Raw genomic sequence first — 21,721 nt, forward strand, 5'->3', positions numbered from 1 at the left:
CCTTTATGGGCTATGCCGGCCTAGCTATCGAAGTAGTTTGGCGCGTGCTCGTTGTGAGCAGGTGGAGTCGGCATCTCGACTTTCTTCTGCACCTTCAGCATGCCAGCGGCGTAGTCCACCGAAACGGTGTCACCAGCGGCAAGCGAATCACTGATCAGCAGGTCGGCAATGGCATCCTGTACCTTGCGCTGTACCAGCCGGCGCAGCGGGCGGGCACCGAACTCGGGGTCGTAGCCTTCGTTTGCCAGCCACTGCACGGCAGCGTCGCTCACCTCCAGCTTCAGCTCCTGGTCCACTAAGCGAGCTTCGGTCTCGGCGATGACCAGCTTGACGATCTGGCCAATCTCGGACTGCGAGAGCTTGGAGAACAGCAGTACCTCGTCCAGACGGTTCAGGAACTCTGGGCGCATGAACTCGCGTACCTTGCCCATGACCTTGGCCCGGATTTCTCCAGCCTCGCTGGTGGCATTGGCGGAGGTGAAACCGAAGTTTCCGGCCTTGTTGGCCAAGTACTCGCCGCCGAGGTTGCTGGTCATCAGGATCAGCGTGTTGGAGAAATCGACAGTGCGCCCGGCTGAGTCGGTCAACCGGCCGTCATCGAGTACCTGCAGCAGCACGTTGAACACGTCCGGGTGGGCCTTCTCGATTTCATCGAGTAGCACGACCGAATACGGGTTGCGGCGGATCTTCTCGGTCAGCTGGCCGGGCTCGTCATGGCCGATGTACCCCGGAGGTGCTCCGATCAGGCGCGCCACGGTGTGCTTCTCACCGTATTCGCTCATATCGACGCGAACCAGCGATTCGGCCGAACCGAAGAGGTTTGCAGCCAGGGCCTTGGCCAGTTCGGTCTTTCCGACGCCGGTGGGACCCAGGAAAAGGAACGAGCCGATGGGGCGACCTGCTGGCGACATTCCGGTACGGTTGCGACGCACGGCGCGTGCCACAGCGGCAACGGCATCGTGCTGGCCGATGACCGAAGCATGCAGGGAATCTTCCAGCGAAGCCAAGCGTGCCTTGTCATCTCCCGAGATGCGCGAGGTGGGGATGCCGGTGGATCGGGAGATCACTTCCGAAATCTGCTTCTCATCCACTACCCGGGTGACCCCTGCATCGCCGGCCTCCTCAGCAGCCTTGATGCGCGCGGTCATCTCCACGATGTGGTCACGCCATGCGCCAGCTTCTTCGAATCGTTCCTCGCCGATAGCGCGTGACTTCTCACGCTCGGCGTCTACCAATTCGGCACGCAGGGACTGCACATCCTCGGCATCTCCGGCAGCGATGGACCGCCGGGCACCGGCGATATCGATCAAGTCGATGGCCTTGTCAGGAAGCTGGCGGTCGTTCAGGTAGCGGGCAGAGAGCGTCACCGCGGCCTTGAGCGCTTCGGGGGTGTACTGCACCTGGTGGTGATCCTCGTAGGATTCGCGCAGGCCGTCCAAAATGGCCAGTGCAGTTTTCTCCGACGGCTCGGCGACAGTAACCTTGCCGAAGCGCCGAGCCAGCGCGCTGTCCTTCTCCACCTTGCGGAACTCATCGAGCGTAGTGGCGCCGATCATGTGCAGCTCGCCACGCGCCAAACGCGGCTTGAGGATATTTGCGGCGTCCATATTGCCGGACTCGCCAGAGCCTGCACCGACCAGCAGATGCATCTCATCGATGAATATCAGCACCTGCCCTTCGGCTGCGGCTACCTCGTCGAGCAGGCCGGTGAGCCGCTGCTCGAAATCTCCGCGGTAGCGGGTTCCGGCGAGCATGCCCGGAAGATCAATGGAGATCAAGGCCGCATTGCGCAGTTGGGCTGGTACCTGGTCATCGATGATGGCGCGGGCCAGGCCTTCGGCAATGGCGGTCTTGCCCACGCCGGCCTCGCCAATCAGCACAGGGTTGTTCTTGGTGCGACGGGCCAGGATTTCAATAACCTGATCCAGTTCCTCCTTGCGTCCGATCACCGGATCAATCTGGCCGTCGGAGGCCAGCAGGGTCAGATCGGTTCCGTAGCGTTCGAGCATGGACACGTCGGACTCGGAATCGGACTGGTTCTGGGTATCGTTTTGGCCACGCTGGGCCTGCTCCATGGCGGCTTGCTGCAAGGACTGGCCGGTGATGCCGTGCTGCGCCAGGAGCTGGCTGACCGGAGATTCCGGGTTGAAAACGAAGGCCAGGAAAAGATGATCAGGATCGATGTAGGTCGAACCGTAGTTACGAGCAACCTGATAGGCGTCAAAGAGGCTGCGCTGAGCTGCCGACGATAGGTGGGATGGTTTCTCGCCCTTCTCCTGGGACTTGGGCATGCGCGCGATGGCATCTGCACTCAAAGCCTCGATGTCGATACCCATGGCGGTCAGGTGCTCGCCGACTGGTTCGGTGCGCAGCAGAGCCATCAGGAGGTGCAGGGAATCAATCTCGTCGTGGCCATGCTCCTGGGAAATCGCTGCCGCGGTGGCTACCGCTTCGTGGGTGCGGGCGGAAAGCAGGCGCGTGAGGTCGATGGGACGTGCTGCCTGGGCACGTGAAGACAGGAATCGAGAGAGGAATTCCTCAAACGAGCCATCTGACGGTGCGCCGAAAAATGCTGGCAAGTGAGCCTCCTAATAGAAACTTGAGCGGTCTATGCTCATGTTCAACGCATATGGCGCGCAGATATTCCCGAACCAGCCGGGCAAGGTGTCAAAGAGGTTGACTTCACACTAATAGCTGGAAAGCAGGCGCTAGTCTTTCGGGATTTCGATAAGGCCCATACGCGCGGCCGCAACCAGGGCCTGGACCCGATCGCGAACATTCAGCTTAACGAAAATCTTCGCCATATGGGTTTTAACCGTGGTTTCGGAAATAGTCAGAGTTCTTGAAATCTCGGTATTGTTTAGCCCGCGTGCGAGCAGTTTTAGAATCTCGAATTCCCGATTGGTAATTCCCAAGTCATAGGCCAGTTCTTGAATGTCTTGGGAATTATCCCGGTAAGCTTCGCGAACCGCAGAAACTAGATCAGAAGAAACCGACGGGGAAATGGCTGCAGTTCCTTGGTGAACGGCATGGATCGCATGAATAATTTCATCTGGTTCAGAGTCTTTTACCAAGTATCCGCTGGCCCCAGCGGTCAGTACCGGAACCAGATAGTCGTCCGAAGAAAAGGCGGTAATGGCAAGCACTGAGGGGCTGTCTTCGGCAGATTTGATTGCTTTAGTAGCGCTAACCCCGTCCATTATCGGCATCTGCAAATCCATGAGCACAACGTCCACTTGATTGCCGCTGCAATACTCGACGGCGGCCTGTCCATTTTCAACAGAATTAACCGTTACAATTCCGGGGTCTGTTGCTAGGATTGTGCCCAACGCATGCCGAATTAGAGGTTCATCATCGACAATAAGGACCTTTATTTGTTCCATCTGATTCCTCTGATTCGATGCGGGTGGCCTCATGTTGGCCTGTTCACCTGAAAGTATATAAGTTGATCTGATGTGGAGTTTGTTATGAAGGGTTTGAAAATGCTGGCCGTAGCAGCATTAGTTCTGGCACCATTGACCGCCGTGGCAGCTCCTGCATCTGCCGCGAGCTCTCCAGCCTCCAGCAGTGGCAACGTTGCTACTCCTGCTGGCTTTGGCTCAGCCTTCTCGGAGTGGTTCTGCAAACGCTACGGCGTCGCCTGCCCATAACGCGGTTTATTTGACTTGATCATCTGAGCCGGGAATTATTCGGCATATGAATGGACGACTAAAGGACACCCTGACCAAGCTCTTCGCTGGTCGGGGTGTCATTGTTTGGACTGGTATTGCGGTTCTGATCGCGGTTTCCAGTAGCGAGTTCGTGACTCTGCTGGAAGACGGATTTAGTGGTTCGTCGGATATTTCGGTTCGAGGCGCGTTGCTCGGCGTTGGACTGTGCGCAATTCTTGCGCTTGGTCTTCGCTGGGTTGCCGTATCCGTCGGATTGTTTGTGGCAGTTGCCTATTTCTTCCTCACGGACGGCGCCTTGTTCTTCTGGACTGTCGTTTCATTCATGATTTTTTCGGCGCTGGCAGCTACGGCCAGTGCCATGAGTGTTAGGGCCTTATTCCTAACCTTGTCCGCAGCGTGGATGGTGCAGTTCGGCGTCCAGTCCGGGCAAGACGCGGTTCTGCTTGTCGGGATTGCCCCGTTGACGGCGATGGCGTTCTTCTTAACGAGGAATATTTACTTGCTGCGCGAGAAGAACGAGCTCGCTCTTCGGCAAATGCATACGGTCAAAGAGCAGACTCGTCTTGCTGTCGACCGGGAGCGAAAGAACATTGCCCGGGATCTGCACGATATTGTCGCGCATGACATCACGGTCGTGGCCATGCAGTCGAAGGCCGCGAAATTCGCAAACGATGGGCAGAAGGCCCTCGAAGCTCTGGATGTCATCGCCAAACTGAGTACTGAGACTTTGCACGATTTACGCCTGATGCTCAATGTCCTGAGGGCTGATGGGACCATGGCAGATCCCTCGTCCCAGGGCATTGATAAGCCGGCCGCTACTACTGTTTACGCGCTTCAGGGTGCAGAACTTTTCGTTCAGAGGCTAAAAGAGGCAAATTTCGAGGTGAGCTCCACCACTGACGAGAAAATTTCCGAATTGCCCCGTTCTGCACAGACTGCGATTTATCGGGTCATGCAAGAAGGTACAACAAATGTGATAAAGCACGGTGCCTTGGGCGGGAAGTGCACCTTCGAACTCACGGTCCAAGGGGCAGAGGGTATCCTGGAAATTACTAATCAGATGGGGAATTTCGACAAGAAGGCGAGTGGGTTGCCCGAAGGCGGGACAGGCCTGATTGGCATGGGTGACAGGATGCGTGCATTTGGTGGAAAGTTTGCAACCAGTTCCGAAAACGGTGTTTGGGCACTGCGCGCAAGCATCCCGTTCTGACCCCTACCCTCCTACTAAAGTATGATTTCGGATTTTCGCAGGACGCGATAAGTTAGACATGTATCGGTGAAGACCGATCACCGGGAAGGTACTTGGTGGTGTTTTGCGAGTGGCATCACTAAGGATCCGAGGGTGATTAAAAGGTACGTTGCATTGCGTAAACGGACTGATCTTTCATCGGCGCTGTGCCCCCATCGCACGCCGTTGTCTGTCAGTAATGCAACGTACCTTTTATAACTTAAACCCAGCCCGTGTTTCTGCGTTCTGCCTCACACCTCAGGTCGGAATGGGCCTGCGTGGCGGGGTGTTGCGCCTATGGAGAGCATTTCCTGTCTGGGAAGCGAGCGCGCATGAGTACCCAGGCAGATACGGTTGTTTGGCAACAATAAGGCCTGGCCGTGGAGCCTAAGGGCGGCTTTGATAGCAAGACGGCAGATGCTGCGATCAACGCAGAAGCAACCGCAGATTCTTTGGCCGTGAAGGCCGGCGAACCAAGCGGGGCCCATGGTTCGATCGCCTGCCGTGGCACGACGCCGAGCTGGCCACGCGCATCGGCTAGTCGATGAATCAACGGCAAAGGGTGCGAGAACTCGAATTAGCTCTCGCACCCTTTGCCGTTGCTGGTGGTCTAAACCTCGGAAGCCTCTGCCTCTTGGGTGTCTTTCAAAACATGATCAGAGACCTTGGCCAGCGCTCGTTCCAGTGAAGAGCGCAAGACCACAGGAATCGTGATCTCGTCATTAATCTCGACAAGGCCTTCGCGTTCAAAGACGCGCAGCAGGGACTCGACCTGGGGGACAACCTCCTCAAGGCTGGCAATCAGGTGATGCTGCTCGGCGGGAAGGTCATCTTCGGTCGGAACTTGCAACGCGAACTCGGCACGTGGCGGTGTCGATGATGCGGCATTGCTCAACACGCCGGCCACCATCTCGGCGATCTGCGCCTTGCCCGGCTGCTCCAAGGTGTTGATCAGGATGTGCGAGTAGAGAACCTCTGCAATCAGCTCCTTGACCAAGCGGGCGCCTTGTCCGCTGGATGCCAGCAGCGCATCGCTGAGCGACTCGGTTGGGGTTGCGTTCGGTTCCTGGTAGCGCAGCATGGCCGTGCCGATCAGGGCGTCCCAGTATGCCGATAGGCGTGGAATGTCGGCCAGCGAAGAAACGGCAGTGCCGTCTTCCGGCTCCCACTGGGCATCCTCTGGAACGCCGGCGGATTCATCGACCTTGACGAACAGGCCCAGCGCGCTGGCCGCATCCTGCAGCGTATCGCCGGTGAGTACGCCAGCTGGGGTGGTCGGCTTGCCTTCGCCAACCCAGCTGATCAACTCGCGAGCCGCAAAAACGAAGGGCATCGCTTCGAGGCTGCCGTTGGCCTCATCATCTTCGAGATAAGGTGCCACGATGGGTGAATCGCCAGCCATGCGGGAGAGGAATTCGAAAGTCTGCTTGAAGTCATCCACGCTTCCGCCGAAATTAGCGGTCGTGCCCAGGAAAGTCAGGTAATGCTTGAGGATCGCAGCGCTGGCTTCCGAAACTTCCTTGCCCAGCGACGTCAAGTGGCCCAGCTGTTCACCCAGAATCGTCGGATCCAGGGTTTTGACGTCAACGCTCTGGCGCAACTGGGCATGCACGGTCAGCAGGGTAGTGAGCCCTTCGAGCGCTGCGCGGGTCTCGCTGGCTGCCTGGCCCTCTTCGTGGAAGTGGCGGAAGAGCGAGGACTTGAATGGCTGAAGAGCTTGGCGCACTTCAGATTCAAAAGGCACGCTGCTGGCGCCGGAACGGCGGGCTGGATGACCCTGGGCAGGCTTCTTCTTGGCTGGTTTACGTGAGGCCATGAGTGTGGTGCAGTTCCTTAGAAATGGCTGATCGGCGGGATTGGTAATTCGCTTCTCTCCAGTCTACGCAGGACGCGCTGGAGGCGAAGTTCCCGATGGGCGATAGTGATGCAGCCTCTGGGGAAAGTGCCCGTACGGGAGGAAGTACTTGTTGAAAGTTCGGAATAGGCAATCATTTACCGCAAGAAACACGAACCTCCTGCCGGTGTGGTGGCGCTCACCGTCGAATCGTCAGGACGCGTTGATTTTCCCTGGGGATCGCGCGACAGTGAAGACATGCGGGCTCGTGTGGAGAGGCCGTCGAAATGCTAGGAGAGTGGATCATGGCTGGAGTAGGCGTGCCAGATCATGTCGTTGTTGTAGGCGCTGGCTTTGTTGGCCTGTCGACCGCTTGGTACCTGCAGGAAGCGGGCATTAAGGTCACCGTCGTGGATCGCGGCGGCGTCGCGTCCGGTTCCTCTTGGGGTAACGCCGGCTGGTTGACCCCAGCGCTGACCCTGCCCATCGCAGAGCCTGCAATTTTCAAGAACGGCCTGAAGATGATGCTCGACCCGGCATCCCCGCTGTACATTCCGCTGAAGGCCGATGCCAAGTTGCTCCGCTTCCTGATCGGTTTTGCCTGGCACTCGACCCCGAAGAAGTGGGAAGAAGCCATGCGGGTCTACTCGGAAATCGGCGCAACCGGTTTGGATGCCTTCGACGAAATCGCGCAGGCGACTTCGGCAGGGCCGGGCGTGCAGGAGCCGACCAAGCCGGCAAATCCATTCTTGACCGGATTCACCTCGCTCAGCGACCGCGATGCGCTGCTGCATGAATTCGAGATGATCGAGAAGACCGGCGGCGAAGTTGATTACGAATTGCTCACCGGCGACGAGTTGCGCGGCATCGAGCCGACCCTGTCCAATAAGGTCGCTGCGGGCGTAGCCATCAAGAACCAGCGCTACATCAACCCGCCGAAGTTCATGGATTCACTGGCCGAATCCGTCATCGCCCGCGGCGGCGACATCATCGGAGCCTTCAACGTCACCGATGTGCGCGACAATGGCGGCTCGGTCACCGTCATCGGTTCCGAAGGCCGTTCAATCACCGCGGATCACGTGGTGCTGGCTACCGGTGCTTGGATGTCCGACATGGCCAGCAAGTTCGGTGTGAACGTTGTGGTTCAGGCAGGCCGCGGCTACTCGTTCACCGTGGAGCCGGAACACATGCCAACGCACCCGATCTACTTCCCGACCCAGCGCGTTGCCTGCACCCCGCTGGGCGATCGCTTCCGCATCGCCGGCACCATGGAATTCCGCGACGCCAACCACAAGCTGGAGCCGAAGCGCATTGAGGCCATCGTTGCCGCTGCGACCCCGGTCTACCAGGGGATTAACTGGGAGAACCGCAAAGAAGAATGGGTGGGTGGACGCCCATGCACCGCGGACGGCATGCCACTCATTGGCCAGACCGGATCCTCGCGCGTGTCGGTTGGCGGCGGCCACGGCATGTGGGGCGTTGCGCTGGGACCGCTGACTGGCAAGATCCTGGCTGCCCAGATTGCTGGCCAGCAAGTTCCAGGCATCGCCCGGCACTTCAACCCCTTGCGCAAGGGGTTCTAAGCGTTTCGGTCCACACCCGGAACGAAATAAAACAACCGGCTTGCGGTGCATCATGGCGATGCGCTGCAAGCCGGTTTTCCTTTAAGGCTGTCTTTTACGCGCTTTAGGCATGGCGGGTTGATGTCCCGGCAAGGATCGCGCGGTAGCCTTCGGTAAATCCCGGATACTGCAGTTCAAGCCCGCTGGCTAGCAGCTTGGAATTATCGAGCCGGCGGTCGGCAGCACGTCGTGCCGGGGCTTGTCCTGCCTCTTCCGGCGCAGGCAAATGAAGTTCCTTGGCCAAAAACTGGTAGACCTCGCCTAGCTGGGCTGGGGTGCTGTCACTGGCCAGGTAGAGGCCAGCGGCTTGCTCTCCCAGCGCCGCAACGTGAACGATGGCCGCGGCCAGGTCATCGCGGTGGATGCGGTTGGTCCAATGCGAGCCCGCGGGAATCTGTGCGGCTCCGGCAGTGACGTGATCGATGAGCCGGGTGCGGCCCGGGCCGTAGATTCCCGACGCCCGCAGGATTGTTACCGGCAGGCCGCTGCCGGCGAGCGCTGCCTCGGTGTGCGCAAGGACCTGCGCGGTGGGGCTAGCTGGGGCAAGCGGTGCTGATTCGTCGACGAGTTCTCCGTTGGCGCCGCCCATCACTGCGGTGGAGGAGACGTAGATAAGCCGGCGAAGATTGGGGCATTGGGCTGCCAGCCGTGAAGCCAGTTCTTTGGCGACCTGCAGATAGCCGCGCGTGTAGCCATCGGCATCGCGGGTGGCTGGCACGGGAGTGAGCACGACGATTTCGGTCTGCGGATCGATGCTTGGCCACTGGGCGGCATCGAGCAGGTCTACGCTGTGGCCGGTAAATCCTGCGGGCAGCTTCTGGCTGTTGCGCCGCCAGCCGGTGACGCGATGGCCCTCCTGCTGGAGCCGCAGTCCTGCCTCGGTGGCGACATCTCCACAGCTGACCAGTAATACTTTCACGAGACTCCTTTGGCGCGATATGTCCTCGGAGGCGAATCCCCCTACCCATAGACTAGAACCTTTAGGCCAGCGTGGCATGCGCGCGGAGGAAGGGGGCCAGGTGCAGTCTTCGGTGCGTTGTGTCCTGTTCTGCGTGGTTGCATTGCTCTCCATGCTCGGCGAGGGCATGGCGGTCTTTGCCTTGACCCTGGAATCCGCGGATCAGTTGGGGTCCTGGGGCGTAACCGCGTTGTTCCTCGCCGGCTTGGTTCCGCCGATCCTTGCCGCCCCGGCTATAGGGCGTTGGGTGGACGGGGCAGGCCTTTTCAGGGTGTGGATCCTGAACCTGTGCGTGCATGTGGCGATTTTCGCGGTGATGGCCATTGCCTCCAATATCTTCGCGAGCCTCGCCTTGATGCCTGTGGCCAGTATTTGCGCGGTGATTAACGGAGCGGTCATTTTCAAGATCATTCCGCGCATCCGCGGAGGCTTCAGCATTGCTCGTGCCAGCAGCTTCCTTGTCGTAGCGACGTCCCTGGCGGGAATCATCGCGCCGGCGATAGCTTCACTCGTCTTCGCGAAAGCGGGGATCGGCGCGGTGCTTTGGTACGCGGCGGCAGGATTCCTGGCACTGGCCCTGGCGGCCATCTTCCTGTCCCGCTCGCAAGCCGCCAACGGGAAAGGAGCAGACGCAGGGAACGAGCCGGATCCGGGTGGACCGGTATCGCCCGGTGGAGCTGCATTGACGCGCAATCCACAATTGCGGATCTTGCTGCTCCCGGTGGCAGCGATCGTGCTGTTTACCGCAGCAGAAGGCGTTTCGGGGGTGTTCTACCTGCGCGGGATCACCGATAACGACACTGGATACGCGGTATTGCTCGGTGCCTGGTCCGTGGGCGCAGTGTTCGGTTCCCTGCTGGGAGGCAATCGCCGCTTCGGTACCCGAAGCGCCTTGCCGATTCTGCTCGGCGGAGGGCTGGTGGGCGCCGCGATCCTCACGGAAGGGCTCTGGGCCAACGCGGCTGGCCTGGCCTTGGTGTTCCTTGCCGGCGGGCTGGGCAATGCACTGCACAATACCGGAGTGCGAACAGCCATTTACGAATACGTGCCGGAATCCCGCCATGGTGCTGCTTGGGCGCAGCTGCGGATGCTCATCAACATCATGGTCGCATTGGGCTATCTCATCGGCACCCCGGGATTGCTGATTGGCCCGGCCAGGGCAATTATCGTGATCTCCGGTGCCGCGACGCTGCTGGTTATCGTTGTATCCGCCGCGCTGTACAGCTGGAAAGCACAGGCCAGGGTCCATGGGAGGACCTCTGCCACGGAGTCCCGGGGCTAGCGCGCTCGCCGGAAACATGAAGGTTGCTGGATAACACGCTACAATTCAAGTATTCGAATATTTGTACTAGAAAGTGGTGGGGTGTGGCTGAAGAACAGGAGCTGATGCCTCCGGGAGCAACCCAAGGGCCGGTCCAAGCGGTATCCGCGATGGGTTTCCCCTCGCCAGCACGCGATTATTTTGACGGCGGACTGGACCTGAACCGGTTGCTGGTCCGTGACCGTGTCTCCACTTTCATCATGCGCGTCTCGGGCCACGCCATGCGGTCAGCTGGTATCTTCGACGGCGATGAAGTGATCGTGGACCGATCGCTGGCCGTGCGCCACGGCTCTGTGGTCATCGTCAACCTCAACGGGCAGATGCTGGTGCGCCGCTGGCAGATTGACGGCCACGAGGTTGGGCTGCTCAGCGATGAATCGCCCCTGCCCGTAGTACTGGCCGAAGGCGATGAGGTCAGTGTCTTCGGCGTCATTACCAGGTGCCTGCATCATGTCCGCTGACCACGTATCCCTGGTGGACGTCAACAATTTCTACGTCTCCTGCGAGCGGGCCTTCGACTATTCGCTACGCAATCGTCCCGTGGTGGTGCTGTCGAACAATGACGGCTGCGTGGTGGCCCGTTCCCAGGAAGCCAAGGATCTGGGCATTCCTACTGGAGAACCCTTCTTCAAGGTCCAACGCTATATGGACTCCCACAACCTTGCGGTGCGGTCGAGCAACTATGAACTGTACGGGGATATTTCTGCCCGTGTCATGGAATTGCTCGGGCGCTTCGGGACCTGGCACGAGGTGTATTCCATCGATGAATCTTTCGTCGGCCTGGAAGGCAACCTGGAGCAGGTGCGCAGCACCGCGGCCCAGATCCGTGCAGCCATTGACAAGACTATTGGGGTGCCAGTCTGCGTGGGTGTCTCATCCACCAAGACCCTGGCGAAGCTGTCCAACCATATTGCCAAGCACAATCCGGGACTGGGCGGAGTCTGCGTCCAGCAGCTCATGGATCCCGAGGTCCTGGGCAGTATCCTGAACCGGGTTCCAGTCACCGATGTCTGGGGTGTGGGCCGCAAAACCGGTGCCAAGCTGGCAGCCATGGGCATTGAATCCATCGCGGACCTGCAAGCAGCGAACCCATTGGCGATCCGCAAGAAGTTTTCTGTCGTCTTGCAGCGCACGGTCTTCGAACTCAACGGGCAACGTTGCATCGGTCCGGTGGAGGAACGCGCGGATCGCGGCCAGGTCATGTTCACCCGTTCCTTCTCCACGCCGGTGCGCACCTATGAAGCGATGGAAGAAGTCATGTCCATCTATGCGCAGAAGGCTGCCGGCCGCTTGGCGCGCGAAGGCCTGTACGCTTCATTGCTTACCGTCACCGCGGGCACCAGCCGCTTCGCCCGGGGAGAAGCCTCATTCCCCAGTGCCCAGGTGCGCCTGCCGCGTCCGACGCGGGATCCCATCGTGCTCAGCAAGCTGGCAATTGCCGCGATGCGGGATCTGATGAAACCGGGAATGGACTATGTTCGCGGGGGAGTGATCCTCTCCGGCCTCAGCGATTCTCCGGGTGAGCAACAGCTGGATCTCTTTGGCCAGAGTCCCGATCCGGCTGCCGAGGAACAAGAGAACGTCTCGTCGGTAGTCCAGGATATCTCCCTTCGATTCGGTGCTAAATCCATTGGCCTGGGGCATGCCGGGATGGCCAAAATCCCTGAATGGTCGATGAAACGAGAGCATATTTCGCAGCGCTACACCACCGACTGGGATGAACTGCTGGTGGTGCGTGCCTAGCGTTCTGCCCATGGCAAAAGGTTCTCGGCTCTTCGGCAACTTCGCAGTTTACGGTGGGAGGATGATCTCATGACTACCCGTGCCAAGCAGCTCATGTCAGTCGGAATCCTGATGACGGTGATGCTCGCTAGCTGCAGTGCGCCGAATACCCAAGAACCAGCTTCGAGCACGTCCGCGGGCAGTTCCAGCAGCCCGAGCAGTACGGGGACTCCTGCGCAGCAGGCAACTCCCAGCCCGTCCGGCAACTCCAGGGCTGAAGAAAGGCCATCGCCTAGCCGCAGCCAGGAACCCTCGCTGCGCCAGCAAGCAGAAGCGCTGGCCGACGAGCTGAGCGCCAGCGAACAGGCAGCGAGCCTCGTGATGGCCGGTGTCCCGGCAACAGGAGCAACCGCTGCGGAAATTTCTGCGATGAAGAAGCAGGGAATTTCCAATGTCTTCCTGCGCGGCCGTTCGCAACTGCCGGTGAAGCAGACCGCCGCCCAGGTCCAGGAAATTACCCAGGGCTTGGAGTCCGGCATTCCCGGGCAATTGCCGGTCTGGGTGGCCACCGATCAGGAAGGGGGTTTTGTCCGGGTGCTCCAGGGCCCCGGTTTCACCGAACTGCCGACTGCGTTGACGCAGGGAGGGTGGCCTGTATCGAAGCTGGAGCGTGAAGTGGGCGCCGCCGGGAAAGAACTGGCTGAAGCCGGCATCAACGTGAATTTGGCTCCGGTGGCTGACGTTGTTCCTGCCAGTATCGGCACCGGCAACGCACCCATCGGCTACTTTGGCCGCGAATACGCGCATGACGCCTCGGGGGTCTCCAAGGCCATTTCGACGGTGAACGAAGCGCTGCGCTCCGAAGGCGTGCAACCGGTAGTCAAGCACTTCCCCGGATTGGGCCGGGTCGCTGGGAACACCGATACCAGTACCCAGGTGACCGATACGAAGATCGCTGCGGCCTCCAGCGATCTGCAGCCATTCGAGCAGGCTATCGAGCAGGGCAAGTCCTGGGTCATGGTCTCCAACGCCCGCTACTCCCGGCTCGATGGAAAGAATGATGCACCGTTCTCTTCGAAGATCATCACCGGATTGCTGCGTGAGCAAATGGGGTATGGGGGAATCGTGATTTCCGATGACTTGTGCGAAGCCAAGCAGGTCGGCTACCTGCCGGTGGGCGAGCGCGCAGTGAAGTTCGTGGCCGCCGGCGGAACTGTTCCGCTATGCGTTAAATCGGCTCCGGCCATCACCATGGCGAAGGCCCTGGCCGCCGAGGCCAAGGCCGATGGGAAATTCGCGGCCCAGGTCAGAGAAGCCGCAGTACTGGTTCTCGAAGAGAAGCTGCGCATGCAATAAGCTGCACGGCTGGATCTTAAAGGTGTAGGCCCGGGGCTCTTCCTTACTCGCTAGGAAGTGCCCCGGGCCTGCTCTTGGGAGGTGGAAGGCCTACTTCTTGCCCTTCTTCTTTCCGTCAGTTACTTCCAGAACCTGTGCACGGTCATCATTGCCGTTGTGCAGGTGAAGCAACAGTGCCTTCGATGCCTTGGTGCTGTCGGCAACGGTCACCGGGATCTGGGTACCGGACAGATCGGTGAACAAGGTGCCTTCTGCACCGAAATCAACCTGTGGCGCTGCCACGTTGAAGTCGATCCAGTCGGTCTGGTCAACCGGGATCATCGAGCCGTTCTCATCGGTGTTGTACCAGGAGTAGCCCAGCACACGGTAGGAGATCTCCGCCGAATCCTCATCGAGCCCCAGGGCTGACAGGGAGATCGGGAAGACCGCTGCATTGGTGTCGAAGGTGTTGGTATCGACATCGCCGAGCATGCCGTTCACTGGCTGCAGATCAACTTGCTCGCCGGTGGCGAGGTTGAAGGTTGCTGCCAGGTCAAGGTCAACTTCGTCGAATGCGGCGTTGAAGGTAACGAAGTCGGCTTCGCCGTCGCCATTGGTATCGATCTCGACATCCAGCTCGGTGCCGCCAGCCAGGTGGGCCCAGTTGGCCCAGGTGGAGATGCCGACGTTCAGCAGGCCGTCAGCCACACCGGTGCGGGCAGCGGTGCTCGATGCGCCCACGTGCTGCAGGTCCACGGAACGGGCCGCCGGGATGCTGTCCAGCGAATCGTCGCCGCGTTCACTCGAAGCACCCAGTTCGAAGGCGCCGAGCAGGGAGGTGACCGAAGTAGCGCCCTCGCCAGCAGTGATGTCCTTGCCCTTCAGGCTCAGGGTGGTGGTATCCGCGCCCTTCTTCATCTTCTTGAGCTTGCCCTCCATGTCAGCAGCCAGCTTGGGTGCTGCCTGGACTGGAATGCGCAGGGTCGGAGCATTGCTGGCAGTCAGCTCGACGCGACCGCTGGCATCGGCAACCCAGGCACGAGCCAGACCGGACTGGCTGGTAGCCATGGTTGGATCGATGGTCTTGGCCCACTGCTGCGGGTCAACGCTCAGGGTGACGTTCAGCTTGGCGCTGCCGCCGGCCGGCACGGTGACACTGCTGCGATCCAAGGTGAAGCTTGCGCCTGGGATCTCGGTAGCGGCCACGTAGTTGGCGTCGTAGCTCTGCGCCTTGCCGCTGGTGTTCTCAATGGTGATTTCGCGCTGCGCGCTGAACGGCTTCTTGCCTCCCAGCTCGATAACGCCGAAGACCACGCTGGTCAGATCCGCTGCCTCGGAATCGTAGGCGAAAGCAGGGCTCTGGAGTGCTGCATCGGCCATCACGCGACCGGAACCAACACGGTTCGGACCGTAGGCTTCGCCATTGGCAGCCTTGATGTCGGTGGCCGCGGTGTTCATGATGATGCTCTTGGCTTCATATGGGGTGTAGTCGCTGTCTTCCAGAACCAGCGCGGCGATACCAGCAACCAATGGAGTGGCCATCGAGGTACCGGTCATCACGGCGGTGCCAGTACCGGTGCCCACGCCAACCGAGCCGATCTGCGTACCTGGGGCAGCCACATCCGGCTTGACCACGCCGTTGGAACCGTGGACGCCACGCGATGAAGAGGAATTCAGCGTGTCTGCAACGCCGGACTCGCTGGAGGAACCGCCAACGAATTCGGGGGACAGGGTAACCTGCAGCCTGCCAGCTTCAGCTGCTGGGCGCAGCTTGTTCGACTCGTCCAAGGTGAACTGCGCACCCGGGATGGTCGCGTTGCCGGCGATGCCTGCATCGAACAGGTTGCTTTCTGCATCCAAGAGGACACCGGTGGCACCGGCGGCTTCAGCGTTGTTGAAGCGGGCGCCGGAACCGCAAGGGAACTCGCCGTTCTCGCTCCACTGCAGCCAAACCCACTTGCCTTCCAGTGAACCTTCTTCGAATGCGTCGCAACCGAATGCGTTATCGGCCGGAGCCATCACTGCTTCTCCGGACAAGGCGGCCGGATCAGCATTGGTGTAGTTGAAGTTCGCCGAGTACTGGCCCGAGGCCGAACCGGCGACATTGTCGGGACCATCGACCTGGATCTTGTCCAGGGTGACGTGCGAGCCAACGGAGTTGGCTACGGTCAGCGAGGAACGCGAGTTGCCCGGCGAACCGCCCACGTCGGTGACATCGCCGGCATTGCCGGAAGCGACAACCGAGAGGATGCCGGCTGCGCTCAGGGCGTCGACAATGTCATTTTCAGGGTCGTTGGCCGGGGAATGATCCGAACCAAGGGACATGTTGACCACGTCGGCGCGGTCCGAGAAGTCGCCGTCGCCGTTCGGATCAAGTACGTAGTCCAGTGCTTGGCCAACCACGGAGGAGGAGCCGCCGCAACCGAAGACGCGGATGCCGATGAGCTGTGCGTCAGGGGCCGAGCCCGGGCCGACCTTCATCTGCGCCAGCGCGTCGGCGTCCAGCGAGGAATAGTCCCCGGTGAAGGTCGAGCCATCGGCGTTGACGCCATAGCCTGCGGTGGTTCCGGCAACGTGGGAGCCGTGTCCGGCAGCTTGGCAGTCAAGCGGGTTAGGGTCCGGATGCGGAATTGGCTGGTAGGTGGGATCGTCGGAGTCGGCGTTGTAGTCATCGCCAACCAAGTCCCAACCGCCAATGAACTTGTTGGTGTCGATCAGGCCCGAATCTGCACCGGGCAGCTCATCGGAAGACTGGGCTTCCTTGTAGCCTTCCAAGGTGCCCGGGCCGCCGAAGCTGGCATGGGTGTAATCCACACCGGTATCCAGTACAGCCACCTTGACGCCGTCGCCGGTCTTGTCCAGGGACTTCCATGATTCCAGGGCGCCGGTGTCAACTACCGAGCTGCGGTTGGAGGGCTTCTTGGGAACGATGGAGCTGATCTTGGCAACGTCGCTACGCTGTGCAAGCTTGCGCAGATCAGCGGCATCACCGGTTAGTGCGACACCCTGCAGTGCGTTGTGCGTGGTGTAGATGACCTTCGAGTTGGCCTCGGCTGCCAGCTGCTTGCCCTTGGCCTTGACCTCCTTGCCGATCTTCTTGACCTTGGCAGTGTCCTTCTTCTTGCCGGACTTCTTCACCGTCTCGAAGGCGCCATCACCCTGGAACTGAACGAAAACAGAGACTTCACCAGTTGATTTGGCAAGAGGTCCGGAGACTTTCAGGTTGGACAGCGCTGATGAACTGGTGATTGGCAGGGACGCGGCATTTTCGCCGTCGCCTGGTTGGGGGATTCCTGCTGCGCTTGCCGGTCCTGACAAGGTAACAGCCAGTGCAAGCGCAGTGGCTGATCCCAAAATCAGGCGCGGCACTCTCTGCGTGCGGCGAGTGACCATGATTCTCCTAGCTGGGCTGGATAGCGGTGCTGCTCCCGTCATGGGCGGGCGACATAAAAGCGGTGCGAGCCTTGATGATCGTCCGGGGTAAACGTCCGCTAGTGCGAATACCCATAGCTGGAATCTTAGGTGACGTAGCTCATATATCAAGGGGTTATTGAATAGTAACCTTTGGCTGGATATTGTGCTGGCTTGGGAATTTCACAATAAAATCCGCGAACCACTGCGACAAACCCGCCCAGCAAGGCCTGATGAGCCCGTCCATTTTTGAGAAAATTTGGACGCTTTGTTACTCATCAGTTCACTACTTGCTGGGCGGGCGGCGCCGGAATCGGCTTGAAGGCTGCGGTTGCCTAGAGGCGGTTCAGGAAGCTATGCACGCGCTCGTCGAGCAGCTGGATGCGCTCGGCAACGACAACCATTGGGTCCGGGTAGATCGGATTCTTCGGAGGCGGGATCCGCACATTGCGGGAGCACTCGAAGTTCAGGCAGATCAATGTCCCCAAGGTATTGCCGTCACGTCCAGCCTGGCCAGCGCGCTTGGTCGTCCACATGCCTACCGCGCAGGGGATGTTCACATCGCGGCACATCTCGCACATCGTGGCGTTGGTCGGCTTGCGGCCACCGTCGGTGGGGCGCAAGAGGATGCCGCGGGTCTGCCCCGCTTCGTCGGTGTGGAGCAGGTAGCCGCGCTGCATCATTTTCGGGTCGCGCCAACCCAGGTACTCCAGCGAATCCCACTCGAGGGAGGCGAAGTTTTCGGGCAGGGTCAATTTCTTCGCTTCTTGGCGGCTGGCGTTGATGAAGGAAGAGCGGATGGTTTTTTCGGTCAATGGCTGCATGGGAAATCCTCAAATAGTCCGCACGCGCTTCATGGGCGCATGGAATCACGAATCGTCAAGGTGTTGAGGTCTGCAAGGGAACGAAAAATTGGGGGCACTGGAACATTGCCTAAGGCAGAAGCCCTAAGCGGAAAATGTGTTGCCAACCCCGTTCGATACGCAGACGAACGGGCAGAGCGTCAAAGTGGCTTGCATAGCCGACCGCTCCCTCCTGTGGTTCTCCACGCATTGATTCTGAGCACTTCCGGAATAACCATAACAAGTGCGGTTGGCTTAGGCCAATGACTGGGATCACGGTTAAAGCAGTTTGCTGGCCACCGCCGTGAACGGCAGTGGCCAGCAAACACTCCAGCAGCCAGGGCCTAGCGGCGGCCGCCCTGCCAGAGCGCGTCAAACGGGGTGTTGCCAGAAACGCGGTTGCGGATGCCTTCGGTGACAAACGCCTTGGCTGTGCGGGCTGCCTCCAGCGGGGTAGCGCCCTTGGCCAGCTCTGCAGTTACGGCTGCGGCCAGCGAGCAGCCCGCGCCGGAGACCGCAACTTCGCCGATCTTCTTCTCGCGCAAGACCTCGAGGGTCGTGCCATCGTAGAAAACGTCCACGGCGTCTTCGCCAGCGATGCGGACTCCACCCTTGGCCAGGACCGCCGCGCCGGAGACCTCGTGGATCTTCTTGGCAGCTTCGATCAGATCATCTTCAGTGGTGATCTTGATTCCCGAGAGCTGTTCAGCCTCGAAGTGGTTCGGGGTGACGAACGTAGCCAAGGGCAGCAAGGCAGCCTTGAGGGCTTCGTCGGTGTCCAGTGCGTGGCCTGGTTCCTGGCCCTTGCAAATCAGCACCGGGTCGAGCAGTACGTTGTCCCACTGCTGGGACTTCAACGCGGTGGCAACGGTGTTGATCGTTGCTGGCGAGCCCATCATGCCCAGCTTGACCGTGCTGAGCTTGTCCTCGTAGCAGGCCTGGATGGCTTCGAGCTGATCGGCAATTACCTGCTGGTCAACGGGAACGAAGCGGTGGTTCCAGGAGTCCTTGGGATCGAAGGAGACGATGCAGGTCAAAGCCACGATGCCGAAGGTTCCCAGTTCCTGGAAGGTCTTTAGATCGGCCTGGGCGCCTGCGCCGCCAGTGGCTTCGGAACCAGCGATGGTCAGGGTCATGGCTGGAGAGGCAGTGTTTGTATTAGTCATAGTCTCAATTGCGGGTAGTGCGGGTAGGGAATGGGATTAGCCGTGCTGCCAGAAGCTGAGCGTGGTCGCTTTGGACCAGCCTTCGGGAAGCTGCTGGGCGTGTTCTGCGGTGGCTACCAGCAGCAGCCAGGGCAGCCCGTGGCCGAAGGCTGCGCCTGCAAAGTTAGCCAGTACCGCGCGGCGAGCCGCATCGGGATCAGTGGGGGAGAAAAGGTCCGGGTCGGTAAGCAGGCCGTAGTTTTCGCCGTAGCGCATGCGTCCTCGGGCGACCGGACGGTCGAAGTCGGTCACCTCAACGACGTCATAGTTCTCCATTGGAGCCTCGAAAAGCCCGGACGTATCGGCGAGCTTGACTACCTGCTCGACGTCGTCGGGCTTGCCGGCCAGCAGATGCATGGTCGTGCTTGGCTGCCAACCCGAAGTGGCGAGTTCTGCAGCGGTGCTGTCGTTGGGAGTGCCCAAGAGGATCAAGCGCTGCGCGTCCTTTGGCGCGGACCAGGAAGCATCAGGCCAGTAGCGGAGGATTTCCACGTCTTCACCGTCTTGATTCACCGAACGAATCTCGTGCTGGTTCGGGAAGGAAGCAATGCGATCACGCAGCGTGGCGTAGTCGTGGGTCCAGCTTGGCAGTGCTCGTGCCATTGCGCTCATAGTGCTGCATTCTCCTTTGGTTCGCTAGGGATCACCTATCGGCATGTTTGACTTTACGCCTTAAGGCGCGGTGATACGGAACTCTGTGTCAGGGTGTTTGCCGGCTCGCGCAATCCGCAGCTTTTCAGGAGGCTTTCGGCCGTCTCAGCGGTGAAGGATCTGCCATGGCCACTTCATCAATCCCTGCTGGCCCTGGATCCATCAGTGCCAGCACATCTTCAAAGAGCGAGCGCACCACAGGCAAGCGGCAGAGCACCGCGAACTTGGCGGCAACCGGTGCCATGTTCTTCATCAGAAGTCTGGATCGGCGCTGCTGCGGCGACTGGTCGAAAGCCCACGCCGAGAAGATCTGGCGGGAAACCAGCAGTAAGAACTTCGGCAGATCGCGTCGTATGCCCAATGGGGGCAACGGGCGGGATCCGGAAACGACCTTCTCCCATATCTCCAATTCAATGCTGGAAATCTCGTCGTTGCCCATATCGCGCGCGAGCATCAGACGCAGGAACGCAGGCCCGAAATCGTGATAGGGAGCCAACGCTTCGACGCCCGTGTCGAGTACTGCGCGGATGTTGGCTTCGAGGGTATTTCCCTCTGCGAGCATCCCCGCGCAAAAATCATATTGCTCCCTGCGCAGGTTCAGCAGGAGCTGGGCAACGATCTCCTCTTTGGACTTGAAGTAGTAGTACGCATGCGACAGGGAAACCCCTGCGTTCGAAGCAATGGCACGCATGCTCGAGGCTTTATATCCGTCCGTGGCAAAGCACTCCAAGGCAGTTGCCAAGAGCTTGGCTTGGGTCTGCTGGCCTTTTTCGGTGCGTGGTTGCGTTGTCATGGAGCCTTTGGATGGAAGTGGGTGGATCCGATTCTACCAATTATTTGAACGCGTTCAAAAAAGGAAAATTTTCATGCTGATGTACGGGAGGACGGTCACTGCACTATTTGTTTCCTCGAATTTATAGTTCGAAGACATTCAAGTGAGATATGAATTTTGGAATTCTTTGATTTCTGAAACATGGTTGGTCTTCAACAGGTGAGAACGTGGCCGCAGTTATGCATGGGATACTTGTTGCGTAAGTGCTAATACAGCGGGACAGCGCGCAGGCATGGAACCTTCACCCTTTTGATTCGTGGGCAGGGCCGTGCCTTTTAGCGATGTTCTGGCGAACCACTTTGACAAGGAAAATTTCATGGGCGATTCCAACGCCAGCAACAATCTGATTCGAACCAAGAACGCGGTTTTCGCTTCTTCGGGTTCTCCCTACTTCTCCACGGTGCTCACCTTGATGGGCGCGGTCGTGATTCTTTCGAATATCGGCGCCTCCAAAGGTGTCAGCTTCGGTCCGCTGGTCACCGATGGCGGTTTCTTCCTCTTCCCGCTGGCCTACATTCTGGGCGATGTCATTGCGGAAGTCTACGGATTGAAGGCGGCTCGCCGTTCAATCCTGGTGACTTTCGCCTTGGCCTTCTTCGCAGTGTTCTGCTTCTGGGTCATGATCCAATTGCCATCAGCCGAGTTCTACGACGGGCAAGACGCATTTGAGCGCACCCTTGGCCCGATCTGGCAGATCGTCGTTGCCTCCGCCTGCGGCTTCCTGGTGGGGCAGCTGGCCAACTCATGGGTGCTGGTCAAGCTCAAGGAACGCACCGGCGAGCGTGGGCTGATTCTCCGCTTGATCGGCTCCAGCGGTGTTGGGGAGTTCCTGGATACCCTGATCTTCTGTGCCATTGCAGCGCCAGTTATCGGCATCGCCGATGCGCCGACATTCATCAACTACGTGGTGGTGGGCTTCATCTACAAGACTGCCGTGGAGGTCCTGTTTGTTCCGGTGACCTCGATGGTCATCAAATGGTTCAAGAAGCGCGAACCTGGCTACAGCCAAGCGGCCGTCGCAAGCTAGTGATCCTGTGGGCATCATCCGTGAGGGCGATGCCCACAGCTGTATCCGGACACTAGAATCGA

General features: G+C 59.6%; 16 protein-coding genes. 7 read left to right on the forward strand and 9 right to left on the reverse strand.

Translation table 11 applies throughout. The features are described from left to right. Window positions 1-20 precede the first annotated feature (20 nt). Complete coding sequence (locus ACIOTN_RS10220) at window positions 21-2,579, reverse strand: ATP-dependent Clp protease ATP-binding subunit (RefSeq protein WP_402735297.1); 2,559 nt, start codon at window positions 2,577-2,579, stop codon at window positions 21-23. Window positions 2,580-2,708: 129 nt separating this feature from the next. After that, window positions 2,709-3,383, reverse strand: a complete 675-nt coding sequence (locus ACIOTN_RS10225) for a response regulator transcription factor (RefSeq protein ID WP_105658609.1) — start codon at window positions 3,381-3,383, stop codon at window positions 2,709-2,711. A 313-nt stretch (window positions 3,384-3,696) separates the two neighbouring features. Here ACIOTN_RS10225 and ACIOTN_RS10230 point away from each other — a divergent pair, with 313 nt between their 5' ends. Next, window positions 3,697-4,881 (forward strand): sensor histidine kinase, encoded by a 1,185-nt coding sequence (locus ACIOTN_RS10230; RefSeq protein ID WP_105662420.1) that lies wholly within the window; start codon window positions 3,697-3,699, stop codon window positions 4,879-4,881. 628 nt (window positions 4,882-5,509) lie between these two features. Here ACIOTN_RS10230 and ACIOTN_RS10235 read toward each other — a convergent pair. Continuing rightward, on the reverse strand, window positions 5,510-6,715 hold the full coding sequence (locus ACIOTN_RS10235; protein WP_105662421.1) for a hypothetical protein: 1,206 nt from the start codon (window positions 6,713-6,715) through the stop codon (window positions 5,510-5,512). A 323-nt stretch (window positions 6,716-7,038) separates the two neighbouring features. Between ACIOTN_RS10235 and ACIOTN_RS10240 the strand changes: the two genes are divergently transcribed. Then, window positions 7,039-8,316: an FAD-binding oxidoreductase gene (locus ACIOTN_RS10240; protein WP_105658606.1), complete on the forward strand. Its 1,278-nt coding sequence runs from the start codon at window positions 7,039-7,041 to the stop codon at window positions 8,314-8,316. A 103-nt stretch (window positions 8,317-8,419) separates the two neighbouring features. Here ACIOTN_RS10240 and ACIOTN_RS10245 read toward each other — a convergent pair whose 3' ends face one another. Then, window positions 8,420-9,274 (reverse strand): NAD-dependent epimerase/dehydratase family protein, encoded by an 855-nt coding sequence (locus tag ACIOTN_RS10245; RefSeq protein ID WP_402735298.1) that lies wholly within the window; start codon window positions 9,272-9,274, stop codon window positions 8,420-8,422. Between the two features lie 76 nt (window positions 9,275-9,350). On the opposite strand from ACIOTN_RS10245, the gene ACIOTN_RS10250 reads away from it, so the two are divergent. The 4 genes from ACIOTN_RS10250 (at window position 9,351) to ACIOTN_RS10265 (ending at window position 13,712) form a co-directional block, all read left to right on the forward strand. Beyond that, window positions 9,351-10,595 carry a hypothetical protein gene (locus tag ACIOTN_RS10250; RefSeq protein ID WP_181148924.1) on the forward strand — a complete coding sequence of 415 codons (1,245 nt, stop codon included), beginning with the start codon at window positions 9,351-9,353 and terminating at the stop codon, window positions 10,593-10,595. An 83-nt stretch (window positions 10,596-10,678) separates the two neighbouring features. Beyond that, complete coding sequence (locus ACIOTN_RS10255) at window positions 10,679-11,095, forward strand: LexA family transcriptional regulator (RefSeq protein WP_105658603.1); 417 nt, start codon at window positions 10,679-10,681, stop codon at window positions 11,093-11,095. Continuing rightward, window positions 11,085-12,377 (forward strand): Y-family DNA polymerase, encoded by a 1,293-nt coding sequence (locus ACIOTN_RS10260; protein ID WP_402735299.1) that lies wholly within the window; start codon window positions 11,085-11,087, stop codon window positions 12,375-12,377. Before ACIOTN_RS10255 ends, ACIOTN_RS10260 begins: the two co-directional genes overlap by 11 nt. A gap of 69 nt (window positions 12,378-12,446) precedes the next feature. Further along, window positions 12,447-13,712 carry a glycoside hydrolase family 3 N-terminal domain-containing protein gene (locus ACIOTN_RS10265; RefSeq protein ID WP_105662425.1) on the forward strand — a complete coding sequence of 422 codons (1,266 nt, stop codon included), beginning with the start codon at window positions 12,447-12,449 and terminating at the stop codon, window positions 13,710-13,712. 90 nt (window positions 13,713-13,802) lie between these two features. Here the strand turns inward: ACIOTN_RS10265 and ACIOTN_RS10270 are convergent, their stop codons facing one another. The 5 genes from ACIOTN_RS10270 to ACIOTN_RS10290 form a co-directional block, all read right to left on the reverse strand. Then, window positions 13,803-17,084 (reverse strand): S8 family serine peptidase, encoded by a 3,282-nt coding sequence (locus ACIOTN_RS10270; protein ID WP_402735300.1) that lies wholly within the window; start codon window positions 17,082-17,084, stop codon window positions 13,803-13,805. A 353-nt stretch (window positions 17,085-17,437) separates the two neighbouring features. After that, the gene (locus ACIOTN_RS10275; RefSeq protein WP_105658599.1) at window positions 17,438-17,926 is read right to left on the reverse strand and encodes an FBP domain-containing protein; all 489 of its coding nucleotides are present in this window, start codon (window positions 17,924-17,926) and stop codon (window positions 17,438-17,440) included. Window positions 17,927-18,288: 362 nt separating this feature from the next. Then, entirely contained in the window at window positions 18,289-19,110 is an 822-nt protein-coding gene (locus ACIOTN_RS10280) for a hydroxymethylpyrimidine/phosphomethylpyrimidine kinase (protein WP_105662427.1), read from the reverse strand. A gap of 36 nt (window positions 19,111-19,146) precedes the next feature. After that, window positions 19,147-19,761, reverse strand: coding sequence for a hypothetical protein (locus tag ACIOTN_RS10285; RefSeq protein ID WP_105658597.1), 615 nt, complete (start codon window positions 19,759-19,761; stop codon window positions 19,147-19,149). Window positions 19,762-19,885: 124 nt separating this feature from the next. Next, entirely contained in the window at window positions 19,886-20,593 is a 708-nt protein-coding gene (locus ACIOTN_RS10290; RefSeq protein ID WP_105662428.1) for a TetR/AcrR family transcriptional regulator, read from the reverse strand. Window positions 20,594-20,948: 355 nt separating this feature from the next. On the opposite strand from ACIOTN_RS10290, the gene ACIOTN_RS10295 reads away from it, so the two are divergent. Continuing rightward, window positions 20,949-21,659, forward strand: a complete 711-nt coding sequence (locus ACIOTN_RS10295; protein WP_105662429.1) for a queuosine precursor transporter — start codon at window positions 20,949-20,951, stop codon at window positions 21,657-21,659. Window positions 21,660-21,721 lie beyond the last annotated feature (62 nt).

The organism is Glutamicibacter sp. NPDC087661, assembly GCF_044743275.1.
Classification (GTDB): Bacteria; Actinomycetota; Actinomycetes; order Actinomycetales; family Micrococcaceae; genus Glutamicibacter.